23 protein-coding genes and 2 tRNA genes are annotated in these 22,161 nt (G+C 62.7%); 14 read left to right on the top strand and 11 right to left on the bottom strand.

The window, feature by feature from the left end:
* Window positions 1-47: 47 nt before the first annotated feature.
* The 7 genes from JN302_RS26845 to JN302_RS26815 form a co-directional block, all read right to left on the bottom strand.
* On the bottom strand, window positions 48-365 hold the full coding sequence (locus JN302_RS26845) for an ArsR/SmtB family transcription factor (protein WP_202307114.1): 318 nt from the start codon (window positions 363-365) through the stop codon (window positions 48-50).
* 93 nt (window positions 366-458) lie between these two features.
* On the bottom strand, window positions 459-1,187 hold the full coding sequence (gene arsH / locus JN302_RS26840) for an arsenical resistance protein ArsH (RefSeq protein ID WP_202329750.1): 729 nt from the start codon (window positions 1,185-1,187) through the stop codon (window positions 459-461).
* On the bottom strand, window positions 1,162-1,587 hold the full coding sequence (gene arsC, locus JN302_RS26835) for an arsenate reductase (glutaredoxin) (protein ID WP_202329749.1): 426 nt from the start codon (window positions 1,585-1,587) through the stop codon (window positions 1,162-1,164). Before arsC ends, arsH begins: the two co-directional genes overlap by 26 nt.
* Window positions 1,584-2,642 carry an ACR3 family arsenite efflux transporter gene (gene arsB / locus JN302_RS26830; protein WP_202329748.1) on the bottom strand — a complete coding sequence of 353 codons (1,059 nt, stop codon included), beginning with the start codon at window positions 2,640-2,642 and terminating at the stop codon, window positions 1,584-1,586. Before arsB ends, arsC begins: the two co-directional genes overlap by 4 nt.
* 3 nt (window positions 2,643-2,645) lie before the next feature.
* Entirely contained in the window at window positions 2,646-3,173 is a 528-nt protein-coding gene (locus JN302_RS26825) for an arsenate reductase ArsC (protein WP_202329747.1), read from the bottom strand.
* Window positions 3,166-3,537, bottom strand: coding sequence for an ArsR/SmtB family transcription factor (locus JN302_RS26820; protein WP_202329746.1), 372 nt, complete (start codon window positions 3,535-3,537; stop codon window positions 3,166-3,168). The genes JN302_RS26825 and JN302_RS26820 overlap by 8 nt, the downstream gene beginning before the upstream one ends.
* A 133-nt stretch (window positions 3,538-3,670) precedes the next feature.
* Window positions 3,671-4,915, bottom strand: coding sequence for a cytochrome P450 (locus JN302_RS26815; protein WP_202329745.1), 1,245 nt, complete (start codon window positions 4,913-4,915; stop codon window positions 3,671-3,673).
* Window positions 4,916-5,003: 88 nt separating this feature from the next.
* Here JN302_RS26815 and JN302_RS26810 point away from each other — a divergent pair, with 88 nt between their 5' ends.
* The 5 genes from JN302_RS26810 to JN302_RS26790 all read left to right on the top strand — a co-directional run bounded on the left by JN302_RS26810 (window position 5,004) and on the right by JN302_RS26790 (window position 11,745).
* The gene (locus JN302_RS26810; RefSeq protein WP_202329744.1) at window positions 5,004-6,107 is read left to right on the top strand and encodes an NAD(P)/FAD-dependent oxidoreductase; all 1,104 of its coding nucleotides are present in this window, start codon (window positions 5,004-5,006) and stop codon (window positions 6,105-6,107) included.
* Window positions 6,108-6,357: 250 nt separating this feature from the next.
* On the top strand, window positions 6,358-6,993 hold the full coding sequence (locus JN302_RS26805; protein ID WP_202307103.1) for an ATP-dependent Clp protease proteolytic subunit: 636 nt from the start codon (window positions 6,358-6,360) through the stop codon (window positions 6,991-6,993).
* A 291-nt stretch (window positions 6,994-7,284) separates the two neighbouring features.
* The gene (clpX, locus tag JN302_RS26800; protein ID WP_202307101.1) at window positions 7,285-8,553 is read left to right on the top strand and encodes an ATP-dependent Clp protease ATP-binding subunit ClpX; all 1,269 of its coding nucleotides are present in this window, start codon (window positions 7,285-7,287) and stop codon (window positions 8,551-8,553) included.
* A gap of 307 nt (window positions 8,554-8,860) precedes the next feature.
* A complete protein-coding gene (lon, locus tag JN302_RS26795) occupies window positions 8,861-11,278 on the top strand; it encodes an endopeptidase La (protein WP_202329743.1) in 2,418 nt (805 codons plus the stop codon).
* Between the two features lie 194 nt (window positions 11,279-11,472).
* Entirely contained in the window at window positions 11,473-11,745 is a 273-nt protein-coding gene (locus tag JN302_RS26790) for an HU family DNA-binding protein (protein ID WP_202307096.1), read from the top strand.
* Window positions 11,746-12,221: 476 nt separating this feature from the next.
* Here the strand turns inward: JN302_RS26790 and JN302_RS26785 are convergent, their stop codons facing one another.
* Together JN302_RS26785 and JN302_RS26780 are read right to left on the bottom strand one after the other, a co-directional pair.
* Window positions 12,222-12,851 (bottom strand): hypothetical protein, encoded by a 630-nt coding sequence (locus JN302_RS26785; RefSeq protein ID WP_202307094.1) that lies wholly within the window; start codon window positions 12,849-12,851, stop codon window positions 12,222-12,224.
* A 223-nt stretch (window positions 12,852-13,074) separates the two neighbouring features.
* Window positions 13,075-13,150, bottom strand: a tRNA-Val gene (locus tag JN302_RS26780).
* Window positions 13,151-13,361: 211 nt separating this feature from the next.
* Here JN302_RS26780 and JN302_RS26775 point away from each other — a divergent pair.
* Both JN302_RS26775 and JN302_RS40040 read left to right on the top strand, forming a co-directional pair.
* Window positions 13,362-13,438 (top strand) — tRNA-Asp (locus JN302_RS26775).
* Between the two features lie 507 nt (window positions 13,439-13,945).
* The gene (locus tag JN302_RS40040) at window positions 13,946-14,395 is read left to right on the top strand and encodes a hypothetical protein (RefSeq protein WP_446720679.1); all 450 of its coding nucleotides are present in this window, start codon (window positions 13,946-13,948) and stop codon (window positions 14,393-14,395) included.
* Between the two features lie 163 nt (window positions 14,396-14,558).
* On the opposite strand, the gene JN302_RS26765 is transcribed toward JN302_RS40040, so the two are convergent.
* Window positions 14,559-15,212: a TetR/AcrR family transcriptional regulator gene (locus tag JN302_RS26765; RefSeq protein WP_202329742.1), complete on the bottom strand. Its 654-nt coding sequence runs from the start codon at window positions 15,210-15,212 to the stop codon at window positions 14,559-14,561.
* A gap of 227 nt (window positions 15,213-15,439) precedes the next feature.
* Between JN302_RS26765 and JN302_RS26760 the strand changes: the two genes are divergently transcribed.
* Window positions 15,440-16,390, top strand: a complete 951-nt coding sequence (locus JN302_RS26760) for a homocysteine S-methyltransferase family protein (protein WP_202329741.1) — start codon at window positions 15,440-15,442, stop codon at window positions 16,388-16,390.
* A 161-nt stretch (window positions 16,391-16,551) separates the two neighbouring features.
* Here the strand turns inward: JN302_RS26760 and JN302_RS26755 are convergent, their stop codons facing one another.
* Complete coding sequence (locus tag JN302_RS26755; protein WP_202329740.1) at window positions 16,552-17,088, bottom strand: hypothetical protein; 537 nt, start codon at window positions 17,086-17,088, stop codon at window positions 16,552-16,554.
* A 236-nt stretch (window positions 17,089-17,324) separates the two neighbouring features.
* Between JN302_RS26755 and JN302_RS26750 the strand changes: the two genes are divergently transcribed.
* From JN302_RS26750 to JN302_RS26725, 6 genes are all read left to right on the top strand, one after another.
* Window positions 17,325-18,515, top strand: a complete 1,191-nt coding sequence (locus tag JN302_RS26750; protein ID WP_244845955.1) for a M24 family metallopeptidase — start codon at window positions 17,325-17,327, stop codon at window positions 18,513-18,515.
* A 438-nt stretch (window positions 18,516-18,953) separates the two neighbouring features.
* The gene (locus JN302_RS26745; RefSeq protein ID WP_202307085.1) at window positions 18,954-19,319 is read left to right on the top strand and encodes an NADH-quinone oxidoreductase subunit A; all 366 of its coding nucleotides are present in this window, start codon (window positions 18,954-18,956) and stop codon (window positions 19,317-19,319) included.
* Window positions 19,310-19,891, top strand: a complete 582-nt coding sequence (locus JN302_RS26740; RefSeq protein WP_202307084.1) for a NuoB/complex I 20 kDa subunit family protein — start codon at window positions 19,310-19,312, stop codon at window positions 19,889-19,891. The genes JN302_RS26745 and JN302_RS26740 overlap by 10 nt, the downstream gene beginning before the upstream one ends.
* A 6-nt stretch (window positions 19,892-19,897) precedes the next feature.
* Window positions 19,898-20,497: an NADH-quinone oxidoreductase subunit C gene (locus JN302_RS26735; RefSeq protein ID WP_202307083.1), complete on the top strand. Its 600-nt coding sequence runs from the start codon at window positions 19,898-19,900 to the stop codon at window positions 20,495-20,497.
* Window positions 20,498-20,521: 24 nt separating this feature from the next.
* Window positions 20,522-20,911 (top strand): four helix bundle protein, encoded by a 390-nt coding sequence (locus tag JN302_RS26730; RefSeq protein WP_202329738.1) that lies wholly within the window; start codon window positions 20,522-20,524, stop codon window positions 20,909-20,911.
* Window positions 20,912-20,956: 45 nt separating this feature from the next.
* Window positions 20,957-22,147: an NADH-quinone oxidoreductase subunit D gene (locus JN302_RS26725; RefSeq protein WP_202307082.1), complete on the top strand. Its 1,191-nt coding sequence runs from the start codon at window positions 20,957-20,959 to the stop codon at window positions 22,145-22,147.
* The last annotated feature ends 14 nt before the right edge of the window (window positions 22,148-22,161 follow it).

Genomic DNA, 22,161 nt, shown 5'->3' with positions numbered 1-22,161 from the left:
TTCCATCCTTCCAGAAACATAGAAATAGAAGGCCAAAAAAAGAGCGCCTAGGCGGCCGCTTCTTCACTGCCGATGCACTGTGAGTCCAGGCAGCACTCATCCACGAGGAACCCCACGAGACCGTTCATGGCAACATAGTTGGCGCGGCAGATGAGGGTGGTGGCCTGTCGTTCCTGGGTCACCAGTCCCGTCGAGATCAGGCGATGCAGGTGATGGGAGAGCGTCGACGCTGCGATGCCTATCCGGTCCTGGAGCTGGCCGACCGGGAGGCCCTCTTCGCCTGCACGAACCAGTGCCCGATACACCCTTAGCCGGGTCGGATTGCCGAGCGCCTCCAGCTGTGTTGCCGCTTCTTCGAGTTTCATAGAAATAGCTTCGGCGCATTTTCCGGCACTGTCAACGGCTATTTCGATGTTTGTCGAAATATGGCGCGTTGAGGACGCCGGGATAAGCGGAGGTCAGGTTGCCTCCTTCAGCCTCACACGTGCCTCGAGTTTCGCGGCATCCTCCTTTCTTTCGCTGTAGCGGTCGGTGAGATAGCCGGAAATGTCCCGTGTCAGCAGGGTGAACTTCATGAGCTCTTCCATGACGTCGACCACACGGTCGTAAAAGGAAGACGGCTTCATGCGGCCCGCTTCGTCGAACTCCTGATATGCCTTCGCCACGCTGGACTGGTTCGGAATGGTGATCATCCGCATCCAGCGGCCGAGAATCCGCATCTGGTTCACCGCATTGAAGGATTGGGAGCCTCCCGAAACCTGCATCAACGCAAGTGTCCGCCCCTGGGTTGGACGGATTGCGCCGCCGGGCAGGGGAATCCAGTCGATCTGCGACTTCATGACGGCGCTCATGGCGCCGTGACGTTCCGGACTGGTCCAGACCTGACCCTCGGACCAAAGCATGGCCTCGCGCAACTCCAGCACCTTGGGGTGTTCCGGCGATCCGTCATCGGGCAAAGGCAGGCCATTCGCATGATAGATGCGGGTTTCGGCCCCCAGCGCATCAAGCAGGCGCTGCGCCTCCAGGGTGAGAAAGCGGCTGTAGGAACGCTGGCGCAAGGAGCCATAGAGAAGAAGAATGCGAGGCTTGTGCGTCGAGAGCTGAACACGCAGGGACGACGGATCGGGAAGGCGCAGGAGTTGCTCGACAATATTGGGCAGGTCAGGCAACGCGATTTCCTTCGGCATCGATCACAAGCTCGCCATCCTCCTTGGCGAACGGACCTTTCTGGGGGAGCGGGAGAATGTCGAGCACGACCTCTGACGGGCGGCTGAGCCGGACACCCCAGGGGGTCACCACGAACGGACGATTGATCAATATGGGATGCTCGAGCATGGCATCGAGCAGATCTTCGTCGGTGAGCGTCGGGTCGTCGAGGCCAAGGTCTGCGTAGGGCGTTCCCTTTTCCCTGATCGCATCCCTGACGGTGAGGCCCGCCTTGGCGATCAGTTCCGCGAGAGCGATCCGGCTCGGCGGTGTCTTCAGATATTCGATGACCTTCGGTTCGACGCCGGCGTTCCGAATGAGCGCCAGCGTATTGCGGGACGTTCCGCATTCGGGGTTGTGGTAGATGGTGACGTCAGTCATGCGATCCTCTGGGCTTCTTCAGCGCGGACCGCGGACCCGCGTTCGTACCAATCCTTGCTGCGGTTCACGATCCATACGACCGACAGCATCACGGGAACTTCGACCAGCACGCCGACGACGGTGGCAAGGGCTGCGCCCGAGCTGAAGCCGAACAGGCTGATGGCGGCCGCCACGGCGAGCTCGAAGAAGTTCGATGCGCCGATCAGTGCGGAGGGGCCGGCGACGCAGTGCTTCTCGCCCGAGAGCCGGTTGAGCAGGTAGGCGAGGCCCGAGTTGAAGTAGACCTGGATCAGGATCGGAACGGCCAGCAGCGCAATGATCATGGGTTGCGAGATGATCTGTTCGCCCTGGAAGCCGAACAGCAAGACAAGCGTCGCAAGCAAGGCCACAAGGGACAGCGGTTGCAGCATACGCAGAAGTCCCTGGAGTGCTGCCTCTCCACCTTTCGCCAAGCGGCTCCGGCGTACGAGCTGGGCGATGATGACGGGAATGACGATGTAGAGGACGACCGACAGGACAAGCGTATCCCAGGGAACCGTGATCGCCGACAGGCCAAGCAGCAGACCGACGATCGGTGCAAAGGCGACCACCATGATGGCGTCGTTGAGGGCAACCTGCGACAGGGTGAAATGTGGTTCGCCCCTGGTCAGGTTCGACCACACGAAGACCATGGCCGTGCATGGTGCGGCAGCCAGGATGATCAGACCCGCTATGTAGGAGTCGATCTGATCCGCGGGCAGATAGGGCCGGAAGAGCCAGCCGATGAAGAGCCATCCGAGCAGGGCCATCGAGAACGGCTTGACCGCCCAGTTGATGAAGAGCGTCACCCCGATGCCGCGCCAATGCTGGCTCACTTCGCGGAGCGCCGCGAAGTCGATCTTGAGCAGCATCGGAATGATCATCAGCCAGATCAGGACCGCGACGGGGATATTGACCCTGGCGATCTCGGCGGAGCCAATGACGTGGAACAGGCCCGGCAGCACGTGTCCGAGGGCGACGCCTGCGACAATGCACAACGCGACCCATAAGGTCAGATAGCGTTCGAATGTCGACATGGTTCAGGCAACGTCCGTGGTCTTGGAGGTTGTGCCGTCGAGACGACCGATTGCCTTCAAGTGATGATCGAGCGCCATGCGATCGATGGAGGCATGCGGCAGGCTGAGGAAGGCCATGATCCGGTTCTTCATGAACCTGGCAGCCGTGCTGAAGGCGCGTTCCTTCTCGATGTCGGTGCCCTCGACATTGGAAGGGTCTTCGATACCCCAATGCGGCGTCATAGGCTGGCCGGGCCAGACCGGGCAGGCTTCGCCGGCGGCGTCGTCGCAGACTGTGAAGACGAAATCCATTTCGGGCGCCCCCGGCACCGCGAATTCATCCCATGATTTGGAGCGGTAGCCGTCGGTGGGATAGTCGAGCGCAGCCAGGACTTTCAGAGCGAAGGGATTTACGCCGCCCTTTGGCGTGCTGCCGGCGGAGTACGCGTTGAATCGGCCCGCCCCTTCCTTGCGCAGGATACCCTCTGCCAGGATCGAGCGCGCGGAATTGCCCGTGCAAAGGAACAGAACGTTGTAGATGCGGTCAGTCATGGGCGGCCTCCTCGAGGGCAGGATGCCTGGGTGGGCAACATGGGGACAGGTCGGCGATCAGCGGCTCGCATATCTCGGGCCGCCCACCGCAACAGTCCTTGAGCAGGTAGCCGGCAAGCGCCCGGACCGCATCGAGACGGGCCCGATAGACGATCGATCGGCTTTGCCGTTCGGCCTCGATCAATCCGGCGCGCGCCAGCACCGCAAGATGTGTCGACATCGTGTTGTGAGGCACCGCCATGTGCCGTGCAATGTCACCCGCCGGCAGGCCATGCGGCTCATGCCCGATGAGCAGCCGGAAAACATCGAGCCGCGTCGATTGCGCCAGCGCGGCGAAGGCAAGGATCGCTTGTTCTTTTTCCATGTGTCGAGACTAGTCGACATATGGACTCAAAGCAAGAGACATCGGGGCATGCCTCCCCAAGCTTCGGGCGCCGGGTCCGGACGGATGGAGCCGCGCGATGCGCGATGCCGCGACATTGTGCGGCACGAAGACATCAGGGCTGCACGACAAGCTGCTCCAGCCCATGGAAGTGATAGGTGTCGCGGTAGCGCGGCACCTCGGCCAGACGAAGCCCGGGCAAGCGGTCGAACAACACCTTCAGGCCCGTCTGCAACTCCAGCCGGGCGAGCGGTGCGCCGATACAGAAATGGATCCCGGCGCCGAAGGAGACGTTCTTTCCGTCGGTCCTGGCTGGGTCGAAGCTGTCGGGGGCGGAGAATGCCAGCGGGTCGCGGTTGGCCATCCCAAGGAGCAGGCCGACCTGATCGCCCGGCTTGAGCACGATGCCGTCGCCGATTTCGATCTCGCCATAGGCGTAACGCGTGAACATGTGCAGCGGCGCGTCGTATCGCAGGCATTCCTCGACCGTCGCTTCGGTGACCTCAGTGGATGCGAACAGGCGGCGTGGGTCGCCGCCCCGCATCAGGATCGTGCGAACGGCATTGCCGGTCTGGTGGACGGTCGCCTCATGGCCGGCATTCAGCAGCAGGATGGTCGAGGAGACGAGTTCGTCCTCGGTCAGCTTCTGGCCGTCCTCCTGCGCCGAGATGAGCAGAGACAGGAGGTCGTCTCCCGGCTGCCGCCGGCGTTCGGCCACGTAGGAGCGCAGGAAATCCGAAAACTCGCGTGCCGCCCGGTTGGCGGTCTCCTCGGTCTCGCGCGTGCGGCCATGCATGTACATGGCGACCATCCTGTGGGACCAGTCGAGCAGTTGCTGGCCCATCTCCACCGGCACACCCAGCATCTCGGCGATGATGGTGATCGGCAAGGGCGCGGCGAAAGCCGGCAGTAGATCGACCTCGTCGGCGCGCTCGAAACCGTCGATCAGCTCGTTGGCGAACTTCTCCACGCGCGGACGAAGGCGTTCGACCTGACGGGAGACGAAGGCGCGATTGACGAGCATCCTCAAACGCGTGTGGACCGGCGGTTCCAGCTCCAGCATCGAATTCGCTTCGATCGCGTCGAAATCCACAAGATGCAGCCGGTCGCCTGAGACACCCTGGCTGTCGGCGGCACCGGCCGGCTTCTCGCGACCGAAGCGGCGGTCGCGCAGCAGCCGGTTCACGTCGTCGTGGCCGCCCAGGCACCAGAAGCCGAAATCTTCCCAGTAGAAGCTGCGGGCGGCCTGGTGAAGCCAGCGATAGGCCTCGTAAGGGTCCTGGACGAAATCCTGGTCGTGGGGGTCGAGTCCGACGCGGCGGGTCTCTGCGTCGAATGAGAGATAGCGAGGCTGGATCATGGCCGCTCTCTAGCCCGGCTTGCCCGCGTTTTTCCAGACCGTATGTTGACGCGCCTGATATTGGGTCATTGGTCAAGGAGTTCGAGGCATGAGGATTGCGATCGTCGGCGCGGGCATCGCCGGACTGTCCACGGCCTGGTCGCTGGTCAAGCGCGGCCATCAGGTCACCCTCATCGAACAGGGGCCGATCCCCAATCCGCTCGCCGCCTCCGGCGATCACCATCGCATCATCCGGCGGGCCTACGGGACGGCGGCCGGCTATGGCAGGCTGATCACCGAGGCCTACGAGGCCTGGGACGAGATGTGGGCCGATCTCGGCACGTGCCATCTCGATCCGCGCGGTTTCCTGTGCATCTCGCGCGAGGCGGGCGACGAGACCGAGCAGTATCGCGACGGGCTCGCGGCGGGAGCTTATCCGTTCGAGCTTTTCGAACCCGCCGAGGCGGCCTTGCGCTGGCCGTTTCTCGAGCCCGGCACCTTTCGCTATGCCCTCTTCTCGCCCGAGGGAGGGGCGCTGCACTGCCGGCGGATCGCGGCCGGCCTCGCCGTCTGGCTGAAGGAGAAGGGGGCATTCCTCTATGAAAACAGCAGGGTTGTCGACATCGATGCCGATGCTGGACATGTCGGGCTCGCAGACGGGTCGAGCATCGAGGCGGACCGCATCGTGGTGGCCGCCGGCGCCTGGGTGCTGAAGCTCATTCCACATCTCGCCGGCACGCTGAAGACCTGGCGCACGGCTCTCGCCTATGCCGAGCCGCCGGCGGACCTGCGCGAGGCCTGGGAAAGGGCGCCGGTCGTCCTCGACGTCGGCGGGCGCACCGACGGCTACATGATTCCGCCGAGCGGCGGGGCGGGGCTCAAATTCGGGACCGGGTTGCACAAGGTGCCGACAAGCGACGCGGACTGGAACAGGCTTCCGGTCGAAGGGGAGGGCGAGGCGATCCGCGACTTGTTCCAGCCGCCGATCGCGCGCGTGCGCGAATACCGCATCACCGACGTGGTGACCTGCGCCTACACCTTCACCGACGACGAGCGCTTCTTCGGCACCGAAATCGGGAAGTGCCTCGTGATCTCGGCCTGTTCGGGCCACGGCTACAAATTCGGGGCGGCGGTCGGGCGGCGCGTGGCCACGGCCGTGGAGGACGGCGATGTCGCCGGTCTCGTCCGATGGCTGCGCGCCGAGGCGGCATGACCCCCCAGGCTTCGCCGCGCCAAAGCGCAGGCCAGGCAGGTTTGGGTGGCCGTGTCCACGATTCACCTGCCAGTTGCTCTACTTGCCGCAGGTTCCCGTCGGAATGCCGCAGGACACTTTTCCGAGACCTGCCAGGGCGGCATCAGGCGCGCCGGCCTTGCGCAGGACGGAGGCGACGTCCTATTTAACAAGCGAGCAATTCAAGTCGATTCCGGCCTGCTGCGCCGGAATCCGGGCAAAGGGACAATTCATGAAGCACCCCGTCGAAACCTATATGAACCTCGTGCCGATGGTGGTCGAGCAGACCAATCGCGGCGAGCGGGCCTTCGACATCTTCTCGCGGCTTCTCAAGGAACGCATCATCTTCATCACCGGGCCGGTCGAAGACGGCATGGCGACGCTGGTTTGCGCGCAACTCCTGTTCCTCGAGGCCGAGAACCCCAAGAAGGAAATCTCGCTCTACATCAATTCGCCCGGCGGCGTGGTGACCTCGGGCATGGCGATCTACGACACCATGCAGTTCATCAAGCCGCCGGTCTCGACGCTTTGCGTCGGCCAGGCCGCCTCGATGGGATCGCTGCTCCTGTGCGCCGGCGAGAAGGACATGCGCTTCGCCACGCCCAACGCCCGCATCATGGTGCACCAGCCTTCCGGCGGCTTCCAGGGCCAGGCCTCCGACATCGAGCGGCACGCCCAGGACATCATAAAGATGAAGCGCCGCCTGAATGAGGTTTACGTCAAACATACCGGGCGGGATTACGAGACAATCGAACGCACCCTCGACCGTGACCATTTCATGACGGCCGACGAAGCGAAGGATTTCGGCATCATCGACAAGGTCTATTCGTCGCGCGAAGCCATAGAAGCGGCGGTGTCCGCGGCGTGACGGCGCAGAGATTTGCGGCGGGAATGACGCTTTTTTGAGAGCGCTTGCGGCATTTCCGTCACAATTTGCTGTTCCCTCGACGATTGCCTCGGCCTACGTTAAGCCTATGTTGAGTTTCGACGGCTTAGCGTGATGCTGGGGCAGCCGCAAATCATTTGCCGCGATTTCTGGATTGTGCTTGGTACGGAAATGCGCAGCGAGTGCCAGCTCTGGCGCCGGCGGGCTTTCCGCCAAGGAATTGCTATGTCATCCGTCGAGGCGAACGGGTGGCAGGGAAAGGACTAGAACAAGATGAGCAAGGTCAGCAACAGCGGCGGCGACTCCAAGAACACGCTCTACTGCTCCTTCTGCGGCAAGAGCCAGCATGAGGTGCGCAAGCTCATCGCCGGGCCGACGGTCTTCATCTGCGATGAATGCGTCGAGCTGTGCATGGACATCATCCGCGAGGAGAACAAGACCTCGATGGTGAAGTCCCGCGAGGGAGTGCCGACGCCGCAGGAAATCCTGAAGGTCCTGGACGACTACGTGATCGGCCAGCCCTACGCCAAGCGCGTGCTGTCGGTGGCCGTGCACAACCACTACAAGCGCCTGGCCCATGCCGGGAAGAACAACGACGTCGAACTGGCGAAGTCGAACATCCTGCTCATCGGTCCGACCGGTTGCGGCAAGACGCTGCTCGCCCAGACGCTCGCCCGCATCATCGACGTTCCCTTCACCATGGCCGATGCGACGACGCTGACCGAGGCGGGGTATGTCGGCGAGGACGTCGAGAACATCATCCTCAAGCTCCTGCAGGCCGCCGACTACAATGTCGAGCGGGCTCAGCGCGGCATCGTCTATATCGACGAGATCGACAAGATCTCGCGCAAGTCGGACAATCCGTCGATCACCCGCGACGTTTCGGGCGAGGGCGTCCAGCAGGCGCTCTTGAAGATCATGGAAGGCACGGTCGCTTCGGTTCCGCCGCAGGGCGGGCGCAAGCATCCGCAGCAGGAGTTCCTGCAGGTCGACACCGCCAACATCCTGTTCATCTGCGGCGGCGCCTTCGCCGGCCTCGACCGGATCATCTCGGACAGGGGCCGCAAGACCTCGATCGGCTTCGGCGCCACGGTCGCCTCGCCTGAAGACCGCCGCACGGGCGAGCTTTTCCGCCAGGTTGAGCCGGAAGACCTCCTGAAGTTCGGCCTCATTCCGGAATTCGTCGGCCGTCTGCCTGTCCTGGCGACGCTGGAGGACCTCGACGAGGCCGCGCTGATCCAGATCCTCACCGAGCCGAAGAACGCCCTGGTGAAACAGTACCAGCGCCTGTTCGAGATGGAGAATGTCGACCTGACCTTCCACGAGAACGCCCTGTCGGCGATCGCCAAGCGTGCGATCGAGCGCAAGACCGGGGCGCGCGGCCTCCGCTCGATCATGGAGGCGATCCTGCTCGACACCATGTTCGAGCTTCCGGCCCTGGAAGGGGTGCAGGAAGTGGTGATCTCGGAGGAGGTCGTCTCGGGCAATGCCCGTCCGCTCTATATCTATGCCGAGAAGGAAAAGGGCAGCGTCAGCGCCTGACCGGTGAATGGCGAAATGGTGAATAGTGAATGGATCGGGCGTGGTCGCGTTGGCTGCCACGCCCGATCCATGTGATGCTTCAGGCGATGCCGAGCTTATCCATCCGGCCATTCACCATTCACAATTCTCCATTCACCACACAGCCCTTGATCTTTGCCGCCTCAGCATCCACCTAACGCATGAGGTTGGGGCTGAACTCCGTGCTTAAATCTCCGCGTCACAATGAGCGATAGGCGGAAGGGTTCGCGACCGCTAATATGAGATTCGCGGCTGGCCAACGTGCGACCGCGAAATGAAAGGTAAGACAATGGCCAAGATATCCCGGTCTTCCAGCGACGGTGTGTTTGCGGTTCTGCCGCTGCGCGACATCGTCGTATTCCCGCACATGATCGTGCCGCTCTTCGTCGGCCGTGAGAAATCGATCAAGGCACTGGAAGAGGTGATGGGCGCCGAGAAGCAGATTCTGCTCGCGACCCAGATGAATGCCGCCGACGACGATCCGGAGCCGGGTTCGATCTACGACATCGGCACGCTCGCCAATGTCCTGCAACTCCTGAAGCTGCCGGACGGCACCGTGAAGGTGCTGGTCGAGGGCACCGCGCGCGCCAAGATCGCCGCCTTCACCGATCGCGTCGATTTCCACGAGGCCAAGGCTGCCGTTCTCGTCGAGCCCGGAGAGGAAGAGGTCGAGATCGAGGCGCTGGCGCGCTCGGTGGTCTCCGACTTCGAGAACTATGTGAAGCTCAACAAGAAGATTTCGCCCGAGGTGGTCGGCGCGGCCAGCCAGATCGAAGACTATTCCAAACTCGCCGATACGGTCGCCTCGCATCTCGCGATCAAGATCACCGAGAAGCAGGAAATGCTCGCCACGCTCTCCGTCAAGGAGCGGCTGGAGAAGGCGATGGGCTTCATGGAAGCCGAGATCTCCGTGCTTCAGGTGGAAAAGCGCATCCGCTCGCGCGTCAAGCGCCAGATGGAGAAGACACAGCGCGAATACTACCTCAACGAGCAGATGAAGGCGATCCAGAAGGAGCTCGGCGAGGGCGAGGACGGCCGCGACGAGGCCGCCGAGATCGAAGAGCGCATCAAGAAGACCAAGCTGACCAAGGAGGCCCGCGACAAGGCGGAAGCCGAACTGAAGAAGCTCAGGACCATGTCGCCGATGTCGGCCGAGGCCACGGTGGTGCGCAATTATCTCGACTGGCTGCTGTCGATTCCGTGGGGCAAGAACTCCAAGGTCAAGCAGGATCTGGATTTCGCCCAGAACGTCCTCGATACCGACCATTACGGCCTCGACAAGGTCAAGGATCGCATCGTCGAGTATCTCGCCGTGCAAAGCCGCCAGAAAAAGCTGAAGGGGCCGATCCTTTGCCTCGTCGGCCCTCCCGGCGTCGGCAAGACCTCGCTCGGCAAATCGATTGCCAAGGCAACCGGTCGCGAGTTCATCCGCATGGCGCTGGGTGGCGTGCGTGACGAGGCCGAGATCCGCGGTCACCGCCGCACCTATATCGGCTCGATGCCCGGCAAGGTCATCCAGTCGATGAAGAAAGCGAAGAAGTCCAACCCGCTCTTCCTGCTCGACGAGATCGACAAGATGGGCATGGATTTCCGCGGCGATCCGTCGTCGGCCCTGCTCGAGGTGCTGGACCCGGAACAGAACTCGACGTTCATGGACCACTATCTGGAGGTCGAATACGACCTTTCGAGCGTGATGTTCGTGACGACGGCGAATACGCTGAACATTCCGCCGCCCCTGATGGACCGGATGGAGATCATCCGTATCGCCGGCTACACCGAGGACGAGAAGGTCGAGATCGCCAAGCGGCACCTGCTGCCCAAGGCGGTACGTGACCATGCCCTGCAGCCGAAGGAATTCTCGGTGAGCGAACCGGCGCTGCGGGGGGTCATCCAGACCTACACCCGCGAGGCGGGCGTGCGCAGCCTGGAACGCGAACTGATGAAGCTCGCCAGAAAGGCCGTGACCGAGATCCTGCGGACCAAGAAGAAGTCGGTGAAGATCACGCCCGACAATCTGTCGGACTATCTCGGCGTGCCGCGCTATCGCTTCGGCCAGGTCGAGGCGGACGATCAGGTCGGCGTTGTGACCGGGCTTGCCTGGACCGAGGTCGGCGGCGAATTGCTGACGATCGAGGGCGTCATGATGCCCGGCAAGGGCCGCATGACGGTGACCGGCAACCTGAAGGACGTGATGAAGGAATCGATCTCGGCCGCGGCCTCTTATGTCCGCAGCAGGGCCATCGATTTCGGCATCGAGCCGCCGCTGTTCGACAAGCGCGACATCCATGTCCACGTTCCGGAGGGCGCGACCCCGAAGGACGGCCCCTCGGCCGGCGTGGCCATGGCGACGGCGATCGTCTCGGTGCTGACCGGCATTCCGGTGCGGGCCGACGTGGCGATGACCGGCGAGATCACGTTGCGTGGACGCGTGCTGCCGATCGGCGGCCTCAAGGAGAAGCTGCTCGCTGCTCTGCGCGGCGGCATCAAGAAGGTGCTGATCCCCGAGGACAATGCCAAGGACCTGGCCGAGATCCCCGACAATGTGAAGAGCGGGATGGAGATTATCCCGGTTTCCAGGGTCGGCGAGGTGCTTCGCCACGCGCTGGTGCGCATGCCGGAGGCGATCGAATGGGTCGAGCCGGCGGATGCTCCGGCGGCCAAGCCGGAGGCCGGCGACGAGGCGGGCGCGCAGAGCTTCGCCCACTGATTGTCGCGTTCTGCGCCGATCAAGACCTGAAGCCGGGCCCCAGCGCCCGGCTTTTCTGTGAAAAAGCCCGGAATTCCGGGAAATTTCTGGCTCCGGGCCGGTTTTCCAGCTTGGTTGCCGCAACACTTCTTTCTAGAGTTCGTTTCCTGCCGGTTGAGTCGATTGTCCCGGTATTCTCATGGAAGGGAAGTTTTATGAACAAGAACGAACTCGTCTCCGCCGTTGCCGAGACCGCGAAGCTTTCCAAGAGCGACGCACAGGCAGCGGTTGATGCGGTTTTCTCCGTCATCACCAGCGAACTGAAGGGCGGTGGGGATGTCCGCCTCGTCGGTTTCGGAAATTTCAGTGTGTCGAAGCGGGCGGCTTCGACCGGCCGTAATCCGCAGACCGGCGCCGAAGTGCAGATTCCTGCCCGCACCGTCCCGAAGTTCTCGGCCGGCAAGGGCCTCAAGGACGCTGTCAACTGAGCAGCTTCCCTCAGGGACAGTTCGAAAAGCCGGGCCCCGTGCCCGGCTTTTCTATTGTGCGCCATGCCTGGCGCTGTCTTGATCGTTGTGGTGACGGTCGAGGCTGCTTGGAGCCTTTCGCGGCCAAGGAAGCCTGCTTGCCTTGTGGCGAAGGCATCCGATATTTGTTCGCTTCACGGGGCTCGTTCCGGCACTTGATGCCTGATCTCGGGCGCCGCCGGCATCATTCTGGCGGGATGGGCTTCATAGCTTCTGTCGGTCTGACGGTAGGGCAGCCGCAATCGGCGCACTCCGCCGTGGTCTGGCTATTCGGCATGGCGTCGGGCATCTTGATGGCGCTACCGGTGCTGTTGCCTGACGATGCCTGCTGCGCGCGGCATAGACGGCGAAGGCAAAGCGGCGGACAGGACCCTTGCGCCGATCCGCGCAGCGAAGCGGCCACCGCGGAGGTTCCTTTGCCAGTCTGGTGACGGTCGTCAGTGCGGCGCTGCCGCACAAGGTTTCTTCGGCCAGGGGTGCACATTGCGCCCGGCGAGCGTGTCACGAGCGAAGAAAGTCGCGGGGGCATTCTCGGCCGGCCACGCTTCGCCAGCCCGCTGGAGTTCTTCGCCAATCCGGCGATGGAGAAACGATGCGAGCCGCGCTACGTTGTCGGGAGTCCATGCCGATGACCACGCAGGGTTATATTGTTCTGCGCCTGCCGCCATCAGAAGCTGTCTCACAACCTGCGCGCAGTTGTATTTGGCAGTCAGGACGGAACGGAGGTCTTTTCCGGAGGGGCGCTGCATGTTCCACTCGGCGAGATGAGCCTCCGCTTCGCTATAGATACCTTTGTCCCACCAGCCTAGTGCCTTCTCGGCCGACAGCCGGGAACTGACGCCGTCCTCGACGGTGGGAAGCTGGACTCTGTAGACGGGATCCGACCAACCCGCCTTCGAGAAGTGATCCAGTTCATATTGAAGCCCATGCGCGCCTGGCTGCGTGACCCATGAGATATAGACCTTCGACCTCGTGCTGAGAACGGCGAGCGCCGCGTGGCCGCCAACCGAGGTCAAGCCAAACGTGCCCATCAGGTCGGTACCTGCTTGCGTGTAGACGATCAGCATCTGTTCCCTCCGGCTAGCACGCGGATCTCGCGCAGAATTATCCGTCCGGACCTTCAAGGTCGAAATGGACTGGATTGTCGCCTCGGGAATCGATCGATCATGCACCCATCAGGCTGACACGGCCGAGAGTGGGAGTATTCGAACGACACGCATCCGCAGGCGTCCCAGTCACTCGAGACGGCATTGCTCTTTCTAAGTGTGCCGGAAAAATCGCGGTTGTAAATGGTGGGCGATGACGGACTCGAACCGCCGACATCTTCGGTGTAAACGAAGCGCTCTACCAACTGAGCTAATCGCCCGCCGCGTCGGCGACGTTTAAGCGGTTCCTGCCGCGATCGCAAGGACAAAACGGGCTCGGCCCGAGGTGCCGCTGCGGCAAGTCCAGAGGTTCGAAAAAAAGCTTTTGTGACAATGTGAAAAGCGCTCTCGATGCGCTTGACACTCGCGAACGAACCCCGTAATTCACCGCCCAACGACGGGGCGCTGTTATCCGGTGCCGCCGTCAGAAGCGCGGGTGTAGCTCAGTCGGTTAGAGTGCCGGCCTGTCACGCCGGAGGTCGCGGGTTCGAGCCCCGTCACTCGCGCCATTTCTCTCCAAGGGCTTGAGTGCCCCGTCCTCTCCAGAGGCTTCAATTCTTTCGGTAGCGATTTTCGCCTTTTGGCCTTCGCCGACGGCGAGATTTGCCGGCCCATAGGTTTTCTGCCGCGCCTTGGCGGCCGTACCGCCGTTGTTGACCTCGACAGCGCCCGTGTGCATGAGGCGAAGCTTATCGCCAGCGCCGCAACAGCGGTTCCGCCTCCACTCAACATGTCCCACGGACCAGTTCGGCGGCACGGCGCGCGGGCGGTCGAGATCTTGTCGGCCTCAGGCATGACTGCGGCATCCACCCCGCTGCCTTCATGTGGGATTCACGATCGAATAGCGCTGACTGTGCGACGCTTCGGGCGACAGTACCAAGCAGTTCGTAGCTCCGGTCAGTCTTGAGCTTCGAACCGGAGGCCGGCGCCGTGCAAGATCCGCGAGGCGATCCCAACGAGCGCGCGAGGCGCAAGGCCGTCACGAGGTCGAACTGCCGCCAGTACGGGAGCGATCAATGAAACCGAAGCACGCAGTCGATTGCAAGCTTTACCCGCTTTGCCGCTGCCATGTCGGCTGCAGGGCCGACGACGTAGGCGAGCGCACCCCGGGAGAACGTCTCGAAGGCGCCACGCTGCTGGCTTTGGTCGCCGCCGTCTTCCTGTGCGCGGGGGCGCTGCTCGCGGCATCCTATGCGCGAGCGCACGATGCCCTGCCAACCGCGGCACAGCCGCACGGATGGTCATATCCCTTCGCCTGCTGTTCCGGCTACGACTGCCGTGAGGTCGCCGACAAGGCGGTCGGCGAGCAGTCCGAAGGATATGTCATCGTCAGGACGGGCGAGGTGATCCCCTATTCCGACACCCGCATCAGGAACAGCCCCGACGGCGAGTTTCACTGGTGCTCCGTCGCGGGGGCGAATGACGGGCGCACGATCTGCCTGTTTGTTCCTCCGCGCGGTTTCTGAGCCGGACATCGCTTCAGCCGACCCGATCGACAGTGCGGCCACTGCGAGCCGTCTGACCCAAGGGCGCCGCGCGTCCAATCGGAAGCTCGACGTCGCCCTGTCACGCCCAATCCACGCATCGCGTTTTCGGAAATTCGGGTGCGTTCTTCGAGCCGATGCGCTACTAGCCCGCTGCCGGAACCGAAGGTCTGATGGCGTCCGGCTGGGCGGGCGCCGAGAAAAGCATCTTCACGAAGCTGCGGAAGGCGAGGATCTGCCGCTCGACGCGCCGCTTGTCGCCCAGCGTCCGCGACATGATGATGCCGCCGTCCACGACGCAGGAAAGCATGTCCGCGATGTCGTCCATGTCGACCGCTTCGCGCAGCGGATGGACGGTCGCGATCTGCTCGAGATATGCGCGGAAGCGCGCGTTCCAGGCTCGGACAGACCTGGCGGTCAGGTCATGCACTCCACGGTCGAACAGGCGTTCCTGGTAACAGACGCTGGCGATGATACAGCCGGGATGGCCGTTTTCGATGTCGGACATGGTTTCCGCGAGCAGCTTGAGCCCGATCAGGAACGCCTGAAGCGGATCGTCGGACAATTCGCGCGCACGGCCGAAAATCTCGTCGAAAAGGCGGTCATTGGTTTCCACGTAGCGCTTCACCATCGCACGGGCGAGTTCGTTCTTGTCGTGGAAATGGTAGAAGAACCCGCTCTTGGTGATGCCGGCTTCCGCGATGATCTCTTCGATCGAGGTCGCGCCGAAGCCCTTCGCCAGCACCGACGCCTCTGCGATCGCCAGCAACCGGTCCCGCGTGTCGTCGCCCTTGCCCATGCTGTCTGCTCCGATCGACTGCACCTGCGGTACGGTTTTGCCCGCCCGGCTTTGAACAGAGACGGCTGACGCAGCCTTTATGCCTATGTAATGTCGATGTTTTTTGCGATGGACCCATGCCGGACCACAAGTCTTCTAGCCTGAGCGCCCTGCATCGACAATAAATAGCGTCAAGCCCGGCCGTGTCGTGAGGAAACGGCCGACGAACACTAACATTGGAGACCAGAATGGCCAAGTATCGCCATGCTCTTCCGCTGGCGGAGCGGGATGCTTTCCTGTCGGACGGTGGTCTGGAAACAACCCTGATCTTTCACGAGGGCGTCGACCTTCCGCATTTCGCGTCCTTTACGCTCCTGTCCACGCAAGAGGGGAGGCGGCAACTGGAAGCCTATTATGCCAGGTACCTGGCGATCGCCCGCAAGCGTGGCGTCGGCTTCATCCTCGATACGCCGACCTGGCGCGCCAATGCCGATTGGGGAGCCCTGCTCGACCATGACGCGGTCACCCTCGACAGGGTCAACAGGCAGGCTGTCACATTTCTCGAGAGCCTGCGCGCACAATGGGAGGGGCCGTCGACGCCATGCCTCATCAACGGCGTCGTGGGTCCGCGCGGCGACGGCTACAAGGCCGGACGGATGGAAGCGGACGAGGCCGAAGACTACCACGGCGTCCAGATCGGCTCCTTCGCGAACAGCGCCGCGGACATGGTCTCGGCGGTCACCATGAACACGGTCGGCGAAGCCATCGGTATTGCCCGCGCCGCCAGGGCGCAGTCAATGCCCTGTGTCGTCTCCTTCACGGTCGAGACGGACGGCAGGCTGGCCGACGGGACGTCGCTCCAGGAGGCGATCGAATCCGTCGACCGGCAAACCGACGGCTCGCCGGCCTACTTCATGATCAATTGCGCTCACCCCACGCATTTCGCACACGCGCTGGAGAATGGCGAGCCGTGGCTGGCGCGTGTCCAGGGCGTCCGCGCCAACGCGTCGAGCAGGAGCCACCAGGAACTCGACGAATCGACGACGCTCGATGAAGGCGATCCGGTCGATCTCGGACGGCGCTATGTCGCGTTGCGACGTTCTCTCCCCGCGCTGCGAGTGCTCGGCGGCTGTTGCGGCACTGATCATCGCCACATCGCGGCCATCTGCGAGGCTGTGCTGCCGGCGCAAGGCGCTTGACAGGTCTTGGCCAGGGAAGGGGAACGGGGAGCACCGCACTGCTCGTTCCCGCATGAGAGCTTTGCAGCAATCGCGTCCCAAGCGAAGACAGCGTCGAAACCGGAGACGGCGCGAAATTCACAGTCCGACGGATTTCCTCCAACGAGGCGGCAACGCCCTCATCAACGGTGGGGCGGTACGTTCGACGGGATTGCGTTCTTTCCGGTGTACTTCACCAGAGTGTTGTCGGTGTGAGACTTGGGAGGGATGTAGAGCGCGACGAGCCAGTTCCCGATCATCTCGGGAAAGTCGTAGTACAGCCATTCAGTTTCCCGTTTGGATTGCGGCGCGCATGGCTTGGGGCGGAACAGATAGTGCGGCGGAATCTCGAACTCCGCCATGACCATAGTGTCGTTGGTGAGAAAGCTCGTGCTGGAATCGGATTCCTTGAGCAGCTTGCGCCAGTTCGTGGCGATGGACAGGAAAGGACTTCTCATCCCGTCCTCCTGCCTGTCACGAAAGCCGGCGCGGTGAATGCTCGCGATCGCGTTCATATTGCCGAATTCCGGCGGCCCAAGCTCTCTGTAGCGCCTGTCCGAAATCCAGTCCTTCTCCAGCTCCGCTTTTGCCGTGCGGTAGCATCTTATCGTGTTCGCGGCGCCCGCCTGGGCGTCAGCTCCCTGATCGATCTGTCCGAAGGTCAGATTGCTGCGTGTCATCTGGAGCATTCCCATTGGCGTGCCCTCTCTCTCGACCGTCGAATGCCGAAATCCTTGCGCGGGGATGCCGTTACGTCAAGTTGGTCGCCCGCGCGCCGGTCATGCGCGAAGCTCGAGCCGGCGGCCATCGCGACGATTCGCTCTGGACCTTTGCATGGCGAACGGGCAAACTGGTCCTACCAGATTGTCGGCAACAAGTCGCAGCAATCCGGCGGGAACAACCAGGGAGCACAATCGTGAACATTGCCCCCGGCGGCGCCGCGAAGGTCGGCGCTCCTTTTGACCACCAGCGCGTCGACCGTCTGATGGGCGAGGCCGGCATCGACATCCTGCTGGCGACTTCGAAACACAATGTGCAGTATCTGCTCGGCGGCTACAAATTCATCTTCTTCGCGGCCATGGATGCGATCGGCCACAGCCGCTACCTGCCCGTGGTGGTCTACGAGAAGGGCAGGCCGGGCAATGCCGCCTATGTCGGCAACAAGATGGAGGGTGGCGAGCATCAGAACAATCCGTTCTGGACGCCGGTCGTGCAGACCGCGTCCTGGGGAAGCGTCGACGCGGCCGAGCTCGCGGCCGCACATCTGAAGAAGCTGGGCGCCGCCGGCAAGCGGATCGGCATCGAGCCGGCCTTCCTGCCGCTCGACGCCTACCAGGCCATTGTGCGTGAGCTCGGCCGGCCGCAATTCGTCGACGCGACGGGCATGCTGGAGCGCATGCGGGCGATCAAGACCGACGCCGAGCTCGACCAGTTGCGGCTCGCCTCCGAGAAGATCACCGATTCCATGCTGGCCGTGTTCGCCAGCCATGGCGAGGGGGCGTCGAAACAGGAGATCGTCGAGGCGCTGCGCCGCGAGGAGACCAATCGCGGCCTGACCTTCGAATATTGCCTGCTGACGATCGGCTCCAGCCATAACCGCGCCGTGTCGCCGCAGCGCTGGCAGAAGGGCGAAGTGCTGTCGCTCGATTCGGGCGGCAATTATCACGGCTATATCGGCGATCTCTGCCGGATGGGCGTGCTCGGCGAGCCGGACCAGGAACTGGTCGATCTCCTGGCCGAGATCGACGCGGTGCAGCAGGCGGCGATGTCGATGGCGCGCGTGGGCACGCTGGGCAGCGACATGATCGCTCATGCGGAAAGCGTGCTGAAAGCGTCGAAGAGCGCGGCCTTCACCGATTTCTTCGCCCATGGAATGGGGCTGATCACCCACGAGGTGCCTTTCCTCATGACTAACCATCCGGTCGCCTATGAGGGCGTCGATGCCGCGCGGCCGCTGGAGGCCAATATGGTGATCTCGGTGGAGACGACCATGCTCCACCCCCGCCGCGGCTTCATCAAGCTCGAAGACACGATCGCCATCCACAAGGACGGCTTCGAACTGATCGGCGACCGTGGCCGCGGCTGGAACCGAGGCGGCACGGCATAGGGTTTCGGGGCAGGGCCATACGGGCTCTCTCCGAACGGCAAGCCGAGCCGGTTCCTTGGCGCGGCCGATCGTGAAGACACGCCATCCATATGGGTGCCGCCATGCATGGGCGGCCGTAAATCAGCGCAAGTGCGGATCAACCGCCGACCCCATGGCTCAGTCCATTGAGTCGGCAATCCGTGGTTCTCCGTTTGCTCTTTGGCAACTGTAGGCAGAACAGCCTGTGACCACCTAAGGCCATAGCTGCGCGTTTCCCGGCGCTTCCGTAAGGGCAGGCAAGACCTTCTGGACCACAGTTTCGCCACTGTTGGGCTTGCGCCGCCGGATGGGCTGCGCTAACGCTCGCCGCAATGCAGCATGGGCGATGAAACGTCACGTTTCCATCGCGTGTGTCGTGCTGTAGTTGTTGTCTGTCCGCAGCCAAACGAAAGTCAGCCAATGAACGGACTGCTGAGTTCCTATCTGCCGATCGTGATCTTCATCGGCGTGGCGCTCGTTGTGGGTCTGGCCCTGATCGCCGCCCCGTTTTTGGTGGCGTACCGCAACCCCGATCCGGAGAAGCTGTCGGCCTATGAGTGCGGCTTCAACGCTTTCGACGACGCGCGCATGAAGTTCGACATCCGCTTCTACCTGGTGTCGATCCTGTTCATCATCTTTGATCTCGAAGTGGCCTTCCTGTTCCCCTGGGCGGTTTCCTTCGGCGAGATCGGCATGCTGGGCTTCTGGTCGATGATGATCTTCCTCGGCGTGCTGACGATCGGTTTCATCTACGAATGGAAGAAAGGGGCGCTGGAATGGGATTGAACGACAGTTCCGGCACGCTCGTCGCGCCGAAGCCGAAGGGCATACTCGATCCCAGGACCGGAAAGCCGGTCGGGTCCGAAGATGCCTTTTTCGGCGGCATCAATGACGAACTGGCCGACAAGGGCTTCCTCGTCACCTCGTCCGAAGCGCTCATCACCTGGGCCCGCACCGGCTCGCTGATGTGGATGACCTTCGGTCTCGCCTGCTGTGCGGTCGAGATGATGCACATCTCGATGCCGCGCTACGATGCCGAGCGGTTCGGCATCGCGCCGCGCGCCAGCCCGCGCCAGTCCGACGTCATGATCGTCGCCGGCACGCTGACCAACAAGATGGCTCCGGCGCTGCGCAAGGTCTATGACCAGATGCCGGAGCCGCGCTACGTCATCTCCATGGGCTCCTGCGCCAATGGCGGCGGCTACTATCACTATTCCTATTCGGTGGTGCGCGGCTGCGACCGTGTCGTGCCCGTAGATATCTATGTGCCGGGCTGCCCGCCGACCGCGGAAGCGCTGCTCTACGGCATCCTTCTTCTACAGAAGAAGATCCGCCGCACCGGAACGATCGAGCGGTGATGCGAGATGAGTGAAGCCCTTAACGACCTCGCCGGCTATATCGGCGAAAAGCTCGGCGCTCGTGTCCGGGAATCCCTGGTCGCCTATGGCGAACTGACAATCACGGTCGACGGTGGCGACATCGTCGACGTGATGAGTTTCCTGCGCCGCGACGCGCAGTGCCAGTTCGTATCTTTCATCGACATTTCGGGCGTGGACTATCCCTATCGCGAGAAGCGCTTCGATGTCGTCTACCACCTCCTGTCGCCGCGCCAGAACAACCGCATCCGCGTCAAGGTGATGACGGACGAGGATACGCCGGTGCCTTCCGTCACCAGCGTTTTCCCCGGCGCCGACTGGTTCGAGCGCGAGGCCTACGACCTCTACGGCATCCTTTTCTCCGGGCATCCGGACCTGCGTCGCCTGCTCACCGACTACGGTTTCGAGGGGCATCCGCTCCGCAAGGACTTCCCGCTGACCGGTTTCGTCGAGGTCCGCTACGACGACGAGGCCAAGCGCGTGGTCTACGAGCCTGTCGAGCTCAAGCAGGAATTTCGTAATTTCGATTTCCTGTCGCCGTGGGAGGGGACGGATTATGTGCTGCCGGGCGATGAAAAGGCGAAATAGTGAATGGTGAATAGTGAATGGTGAATGGACGAGACACCAGGGAAGATACGCGACTATCGCGATCTGATTGTCTGGAAAGAGGCGATGGATATCGCCGAGGACGTCTATTCGCTTACGCGCGGGTTTCCGCGCGAGGAGTTGTTCGGGATGACATCCCAACTGAGACGCTGTGCCACCTCGATCCCCGCGAATATTGCGGAAGGGTTTGGTCGCGCGCAGAGGCGGACCTTTATTCAGTTCCTCAGGATTGCCCAGGGGTCTCTGAAGGAATTAGAGACCCACACGATATTGTGCGGTCGGATCGGGCTGATATCTGCGGAACAGTCGTCGAAACTGGACGAGCGTTACGCGAGGCTTGGAAAGAGGCTGGTCCAGTTCGTTCGATCGCTGGAGCGGGGCGGACTTGGGCAATGACCATTCACCATTCACCATTCACCATTCACTGCGCAGGCAGCGCCCATGGCTGAAACCTCCGTCCGCAACTTCAACATCAATTTCGGCCCGCAGCACCCGGCCGCGCACGGTGTGCTGCGCCTCGTGCTCGAGCTGGACGGCGAGGTGGTCGACCGCGTCGATCCGCATATCGGTCTGCTTCACCGCGGCACCGAGAAGCTGATCGAGCAGAAGACCTATCTCCAGGCCGTGCCCTATTTCGATCGGCTCGACTATGTCGCGCCGATGAACCAGGAACATGCCTTTGCGCTCGCCGTCGAGCGGCTGCTGGGCATCGAGGTGCCGAAGCGCGGACAACTCATCCGCGTTCTCTATTCGGAGATCGGCCGCATCCTGTCGCATCTGCTCAACGTCACGACGCAGGCGATGGACGTCGGCGCGCTCACCCCGCCGCTTTGGGGGTTCGAGGAGCGCGAGAAGCTGATGGTGTTCTACGAGCGGGCCTGCGGCGCGCGCATGCACGCGGCCTATTTCCGGCCGGGCGGGGTGCACCAGGACCTGCCGGAAAAGCTCGTCGAGGACATCGGCAAGTGGATCGATCCGTTCCTGCAGACCGTCAAGGACCTCGACGATCTCCTGACGCCTAACCGCATCTTCAAGCAGCGCAACGTCGACATCGGCGTGGTCTCGCTCGACGACGCCTGGGCATGGGGCTTCTCCGGCGTGATGGTGCGCGGCTCGGGCGCGGCGTGGGACCTGCGCAAGTCGCAGCCCTATGAATGCTATCCGGAGATGGACTTCGACATCCCGATCGGAAAGAACGGCGACTGCTACGACCGCTATCTCATCCGCATGGAAGAGATGCGCCAGTCGGCGCGCATCATGCGGCAATGCGTCGATCTCCTGCTCGGCAAGGAGAAGACCGGTCCGGTCTCCAATCTCGATGGCAAGGTCGTACCGCCGAAGCGTGCGGCGATGAAGCGTTCGATGGAATCCCTCATCCATCACTTCAAGCTTTACACCGAAGGCTATCGCGTGGCGGCTGGCGAGGTCTATGCCGCCGTCGAGGCACCCAAGGGCGAGTTCGGCGTCTTCCTCGTCTCCGACGGCTCCAACAAGCCTTATCGCTGCAAGCTGCGCGCCCCGGGCTTCGCGCATCTGCAGGCGATGGATTTCCTCTGCCGCGGCCACATGCTGGCCGACATATCAGCGGTGCTGGGCTCCCTCGACATCGTGTTCGGGGAGGTCGACCGCTAGTGTCCGTCCGTCGT

The organism is Mesorhizobium sp. L-8-3 (genome assembly GCF_016756615.1).
GTDB lineage: Bacteria > Pseudomonadota > Alphaproteobacteria > Rhizobiales > Rhizobiaceae.
Note: the sequence above shows the minus strand (reverse complement) of the source record. Positions and strands in the feature narration are given on the sequence as shown.

Coding starts and splice junctions, on each gene's coding strand:
- JN302_RS26805 (WP_202307103.1), top strand. CDS start 6,358: ATGAAGCACCCCGTCGAAACCTATATGAACCTCGTGCCGATGGTGGTC.
- JN302_RS26810 (WP_202329744.1), top strand. CDS start 5,004: ATGAGGATTGCGATCGTCGGCGCGGGCATCGCCGGACTGTCCACGGCC.
- JN302_RS26725 (WP_202307082.1), top strand. CDS start 20,957: ATGGCTGAAACCTCCGTCCGCAACTTCAACATCAATTTCGGCCCGCAG.
- arsH (WP_202329750.1), bottom strand. CDS start 1,187: ATGCCGAAGGAAATCGCGTTGCCTGACCTGCCCAATATTGTCGAGCAA.
- JN302_RS26790 (WP_202307096.1), top strand. CDS start 11,473: ATGAACAAGAACGAACTCGTCTCCGCCGTTGCCGAGACCGCGAAGCTT.
- lon (WP_202329743.1), top strand. CDS start 8,861: ATGGCCAAGATATCCCGGTCTTCCAGCGACGGTGTGTTTGCGGTTCTG.
- JN302_RS26845 (WP_202307114.1), bottom strand. CDS start 365: ATGAAACTCGAAGAAGCGGCAACACAGCTGGAGGCGCTCGGCAATCCG.
- JN302_RS26730 (WP_202329738.1), top strand. CDS start 20,522: ATGGACGAGACACCAGGGAAGATACGCGACTATCGCGATCTGATTGTC.
- JN302_RS40040 (WP_446720679.1), top strand. CDS start 13,946: ATGAAACCGAAGCACGCAGTCGATTGCAAGCTTTACCCGCTTTGCCGC.
- JN302_RS26785 (WP_202307094.1), bottom strand. CDS start 12,851: ATGCTGATCGTCTACACGCAAGCAGGTACCGACCTGATGGGCACGTTT.
- JN302_RS26755 (WP_202329740.1), bottom strand. CDS start 17,088: ATGACACGCAGCAATCTGACCTTCGGACAGATCGATCAGGGAGCTGAC.
- JN302_RS26745 (WP_202307085.1), top strand. CDS start 18,954: ATGAACGGACTGCTGAGTTCCTATCTGCCGATCGTGATCTTCATCGGC.
- JN302_RS26735 (WP_202307083.1), top strand. CDS start 19,898: ATGAGTGAAGCCCTTAACGACCTCGCCGGCTATATCGGCGAAAAGCTC.
- JN302_RS26815 (WP_202329745.1), bottom strand. CDS start 4,915: ATGATCCAGCCTCGCTATCTCTCATTCGACGCAGAGACCCGCCGCGTC.
- arsC (WP_202329749.1), bottom strand. CDS start 1,587: ATGACTGACGTCACCATCTACCACAACCCCGAATGCGGAACGTCCCGC.
- JN302_RS26765 (WP_202329742.1), bottom strand. CDS start 15,212: ATGGGCAAGGGCGACGACACGCGGGACCGGTTGCTGGCGATCGCAGAG.
- JN302_RS26740 (WP_202307084.1), top strand. CDS start 19,310: ATGGGATTGAACGACAGTTCCGGCACGCTCGTCGCGCCGAAGCCGAAG.
- clpX (WP_202307101.1), top strand. CDS start 7,285: ATGAGCAAGGTCAGCAACAGCGGCGGCGACTCCAAGAACACGCTCTAC.
- arsB (WP_202329748.1), bottom strand. CDS start 2,642: ATGTCGACATTCGAACGCTATCTGACCTTATGGGTCGCGTTGTGCATT.
- JN302_RS26820 (WP_202329746.1), bottom strand. CDS start 3,537: ATGGAAAAAGAACAAGCGATCCTTGCCTTCGCCGCGCTGGCGCAATCG.
- JN302_RS26760 (WP_202329741.1), top strand. CDS start 15,440: ATGGCCAAGTATCGCCATGCTCTTCCGCTGGCGGAGCGGGATGCTTTC.
- JN302_RS26825 (WP_202329747.1), bottom strand. CDS start 3,173: ATGACTGACCGCATCTACAACGTTCTGTTCCTTTGCACGGGCAATTCC.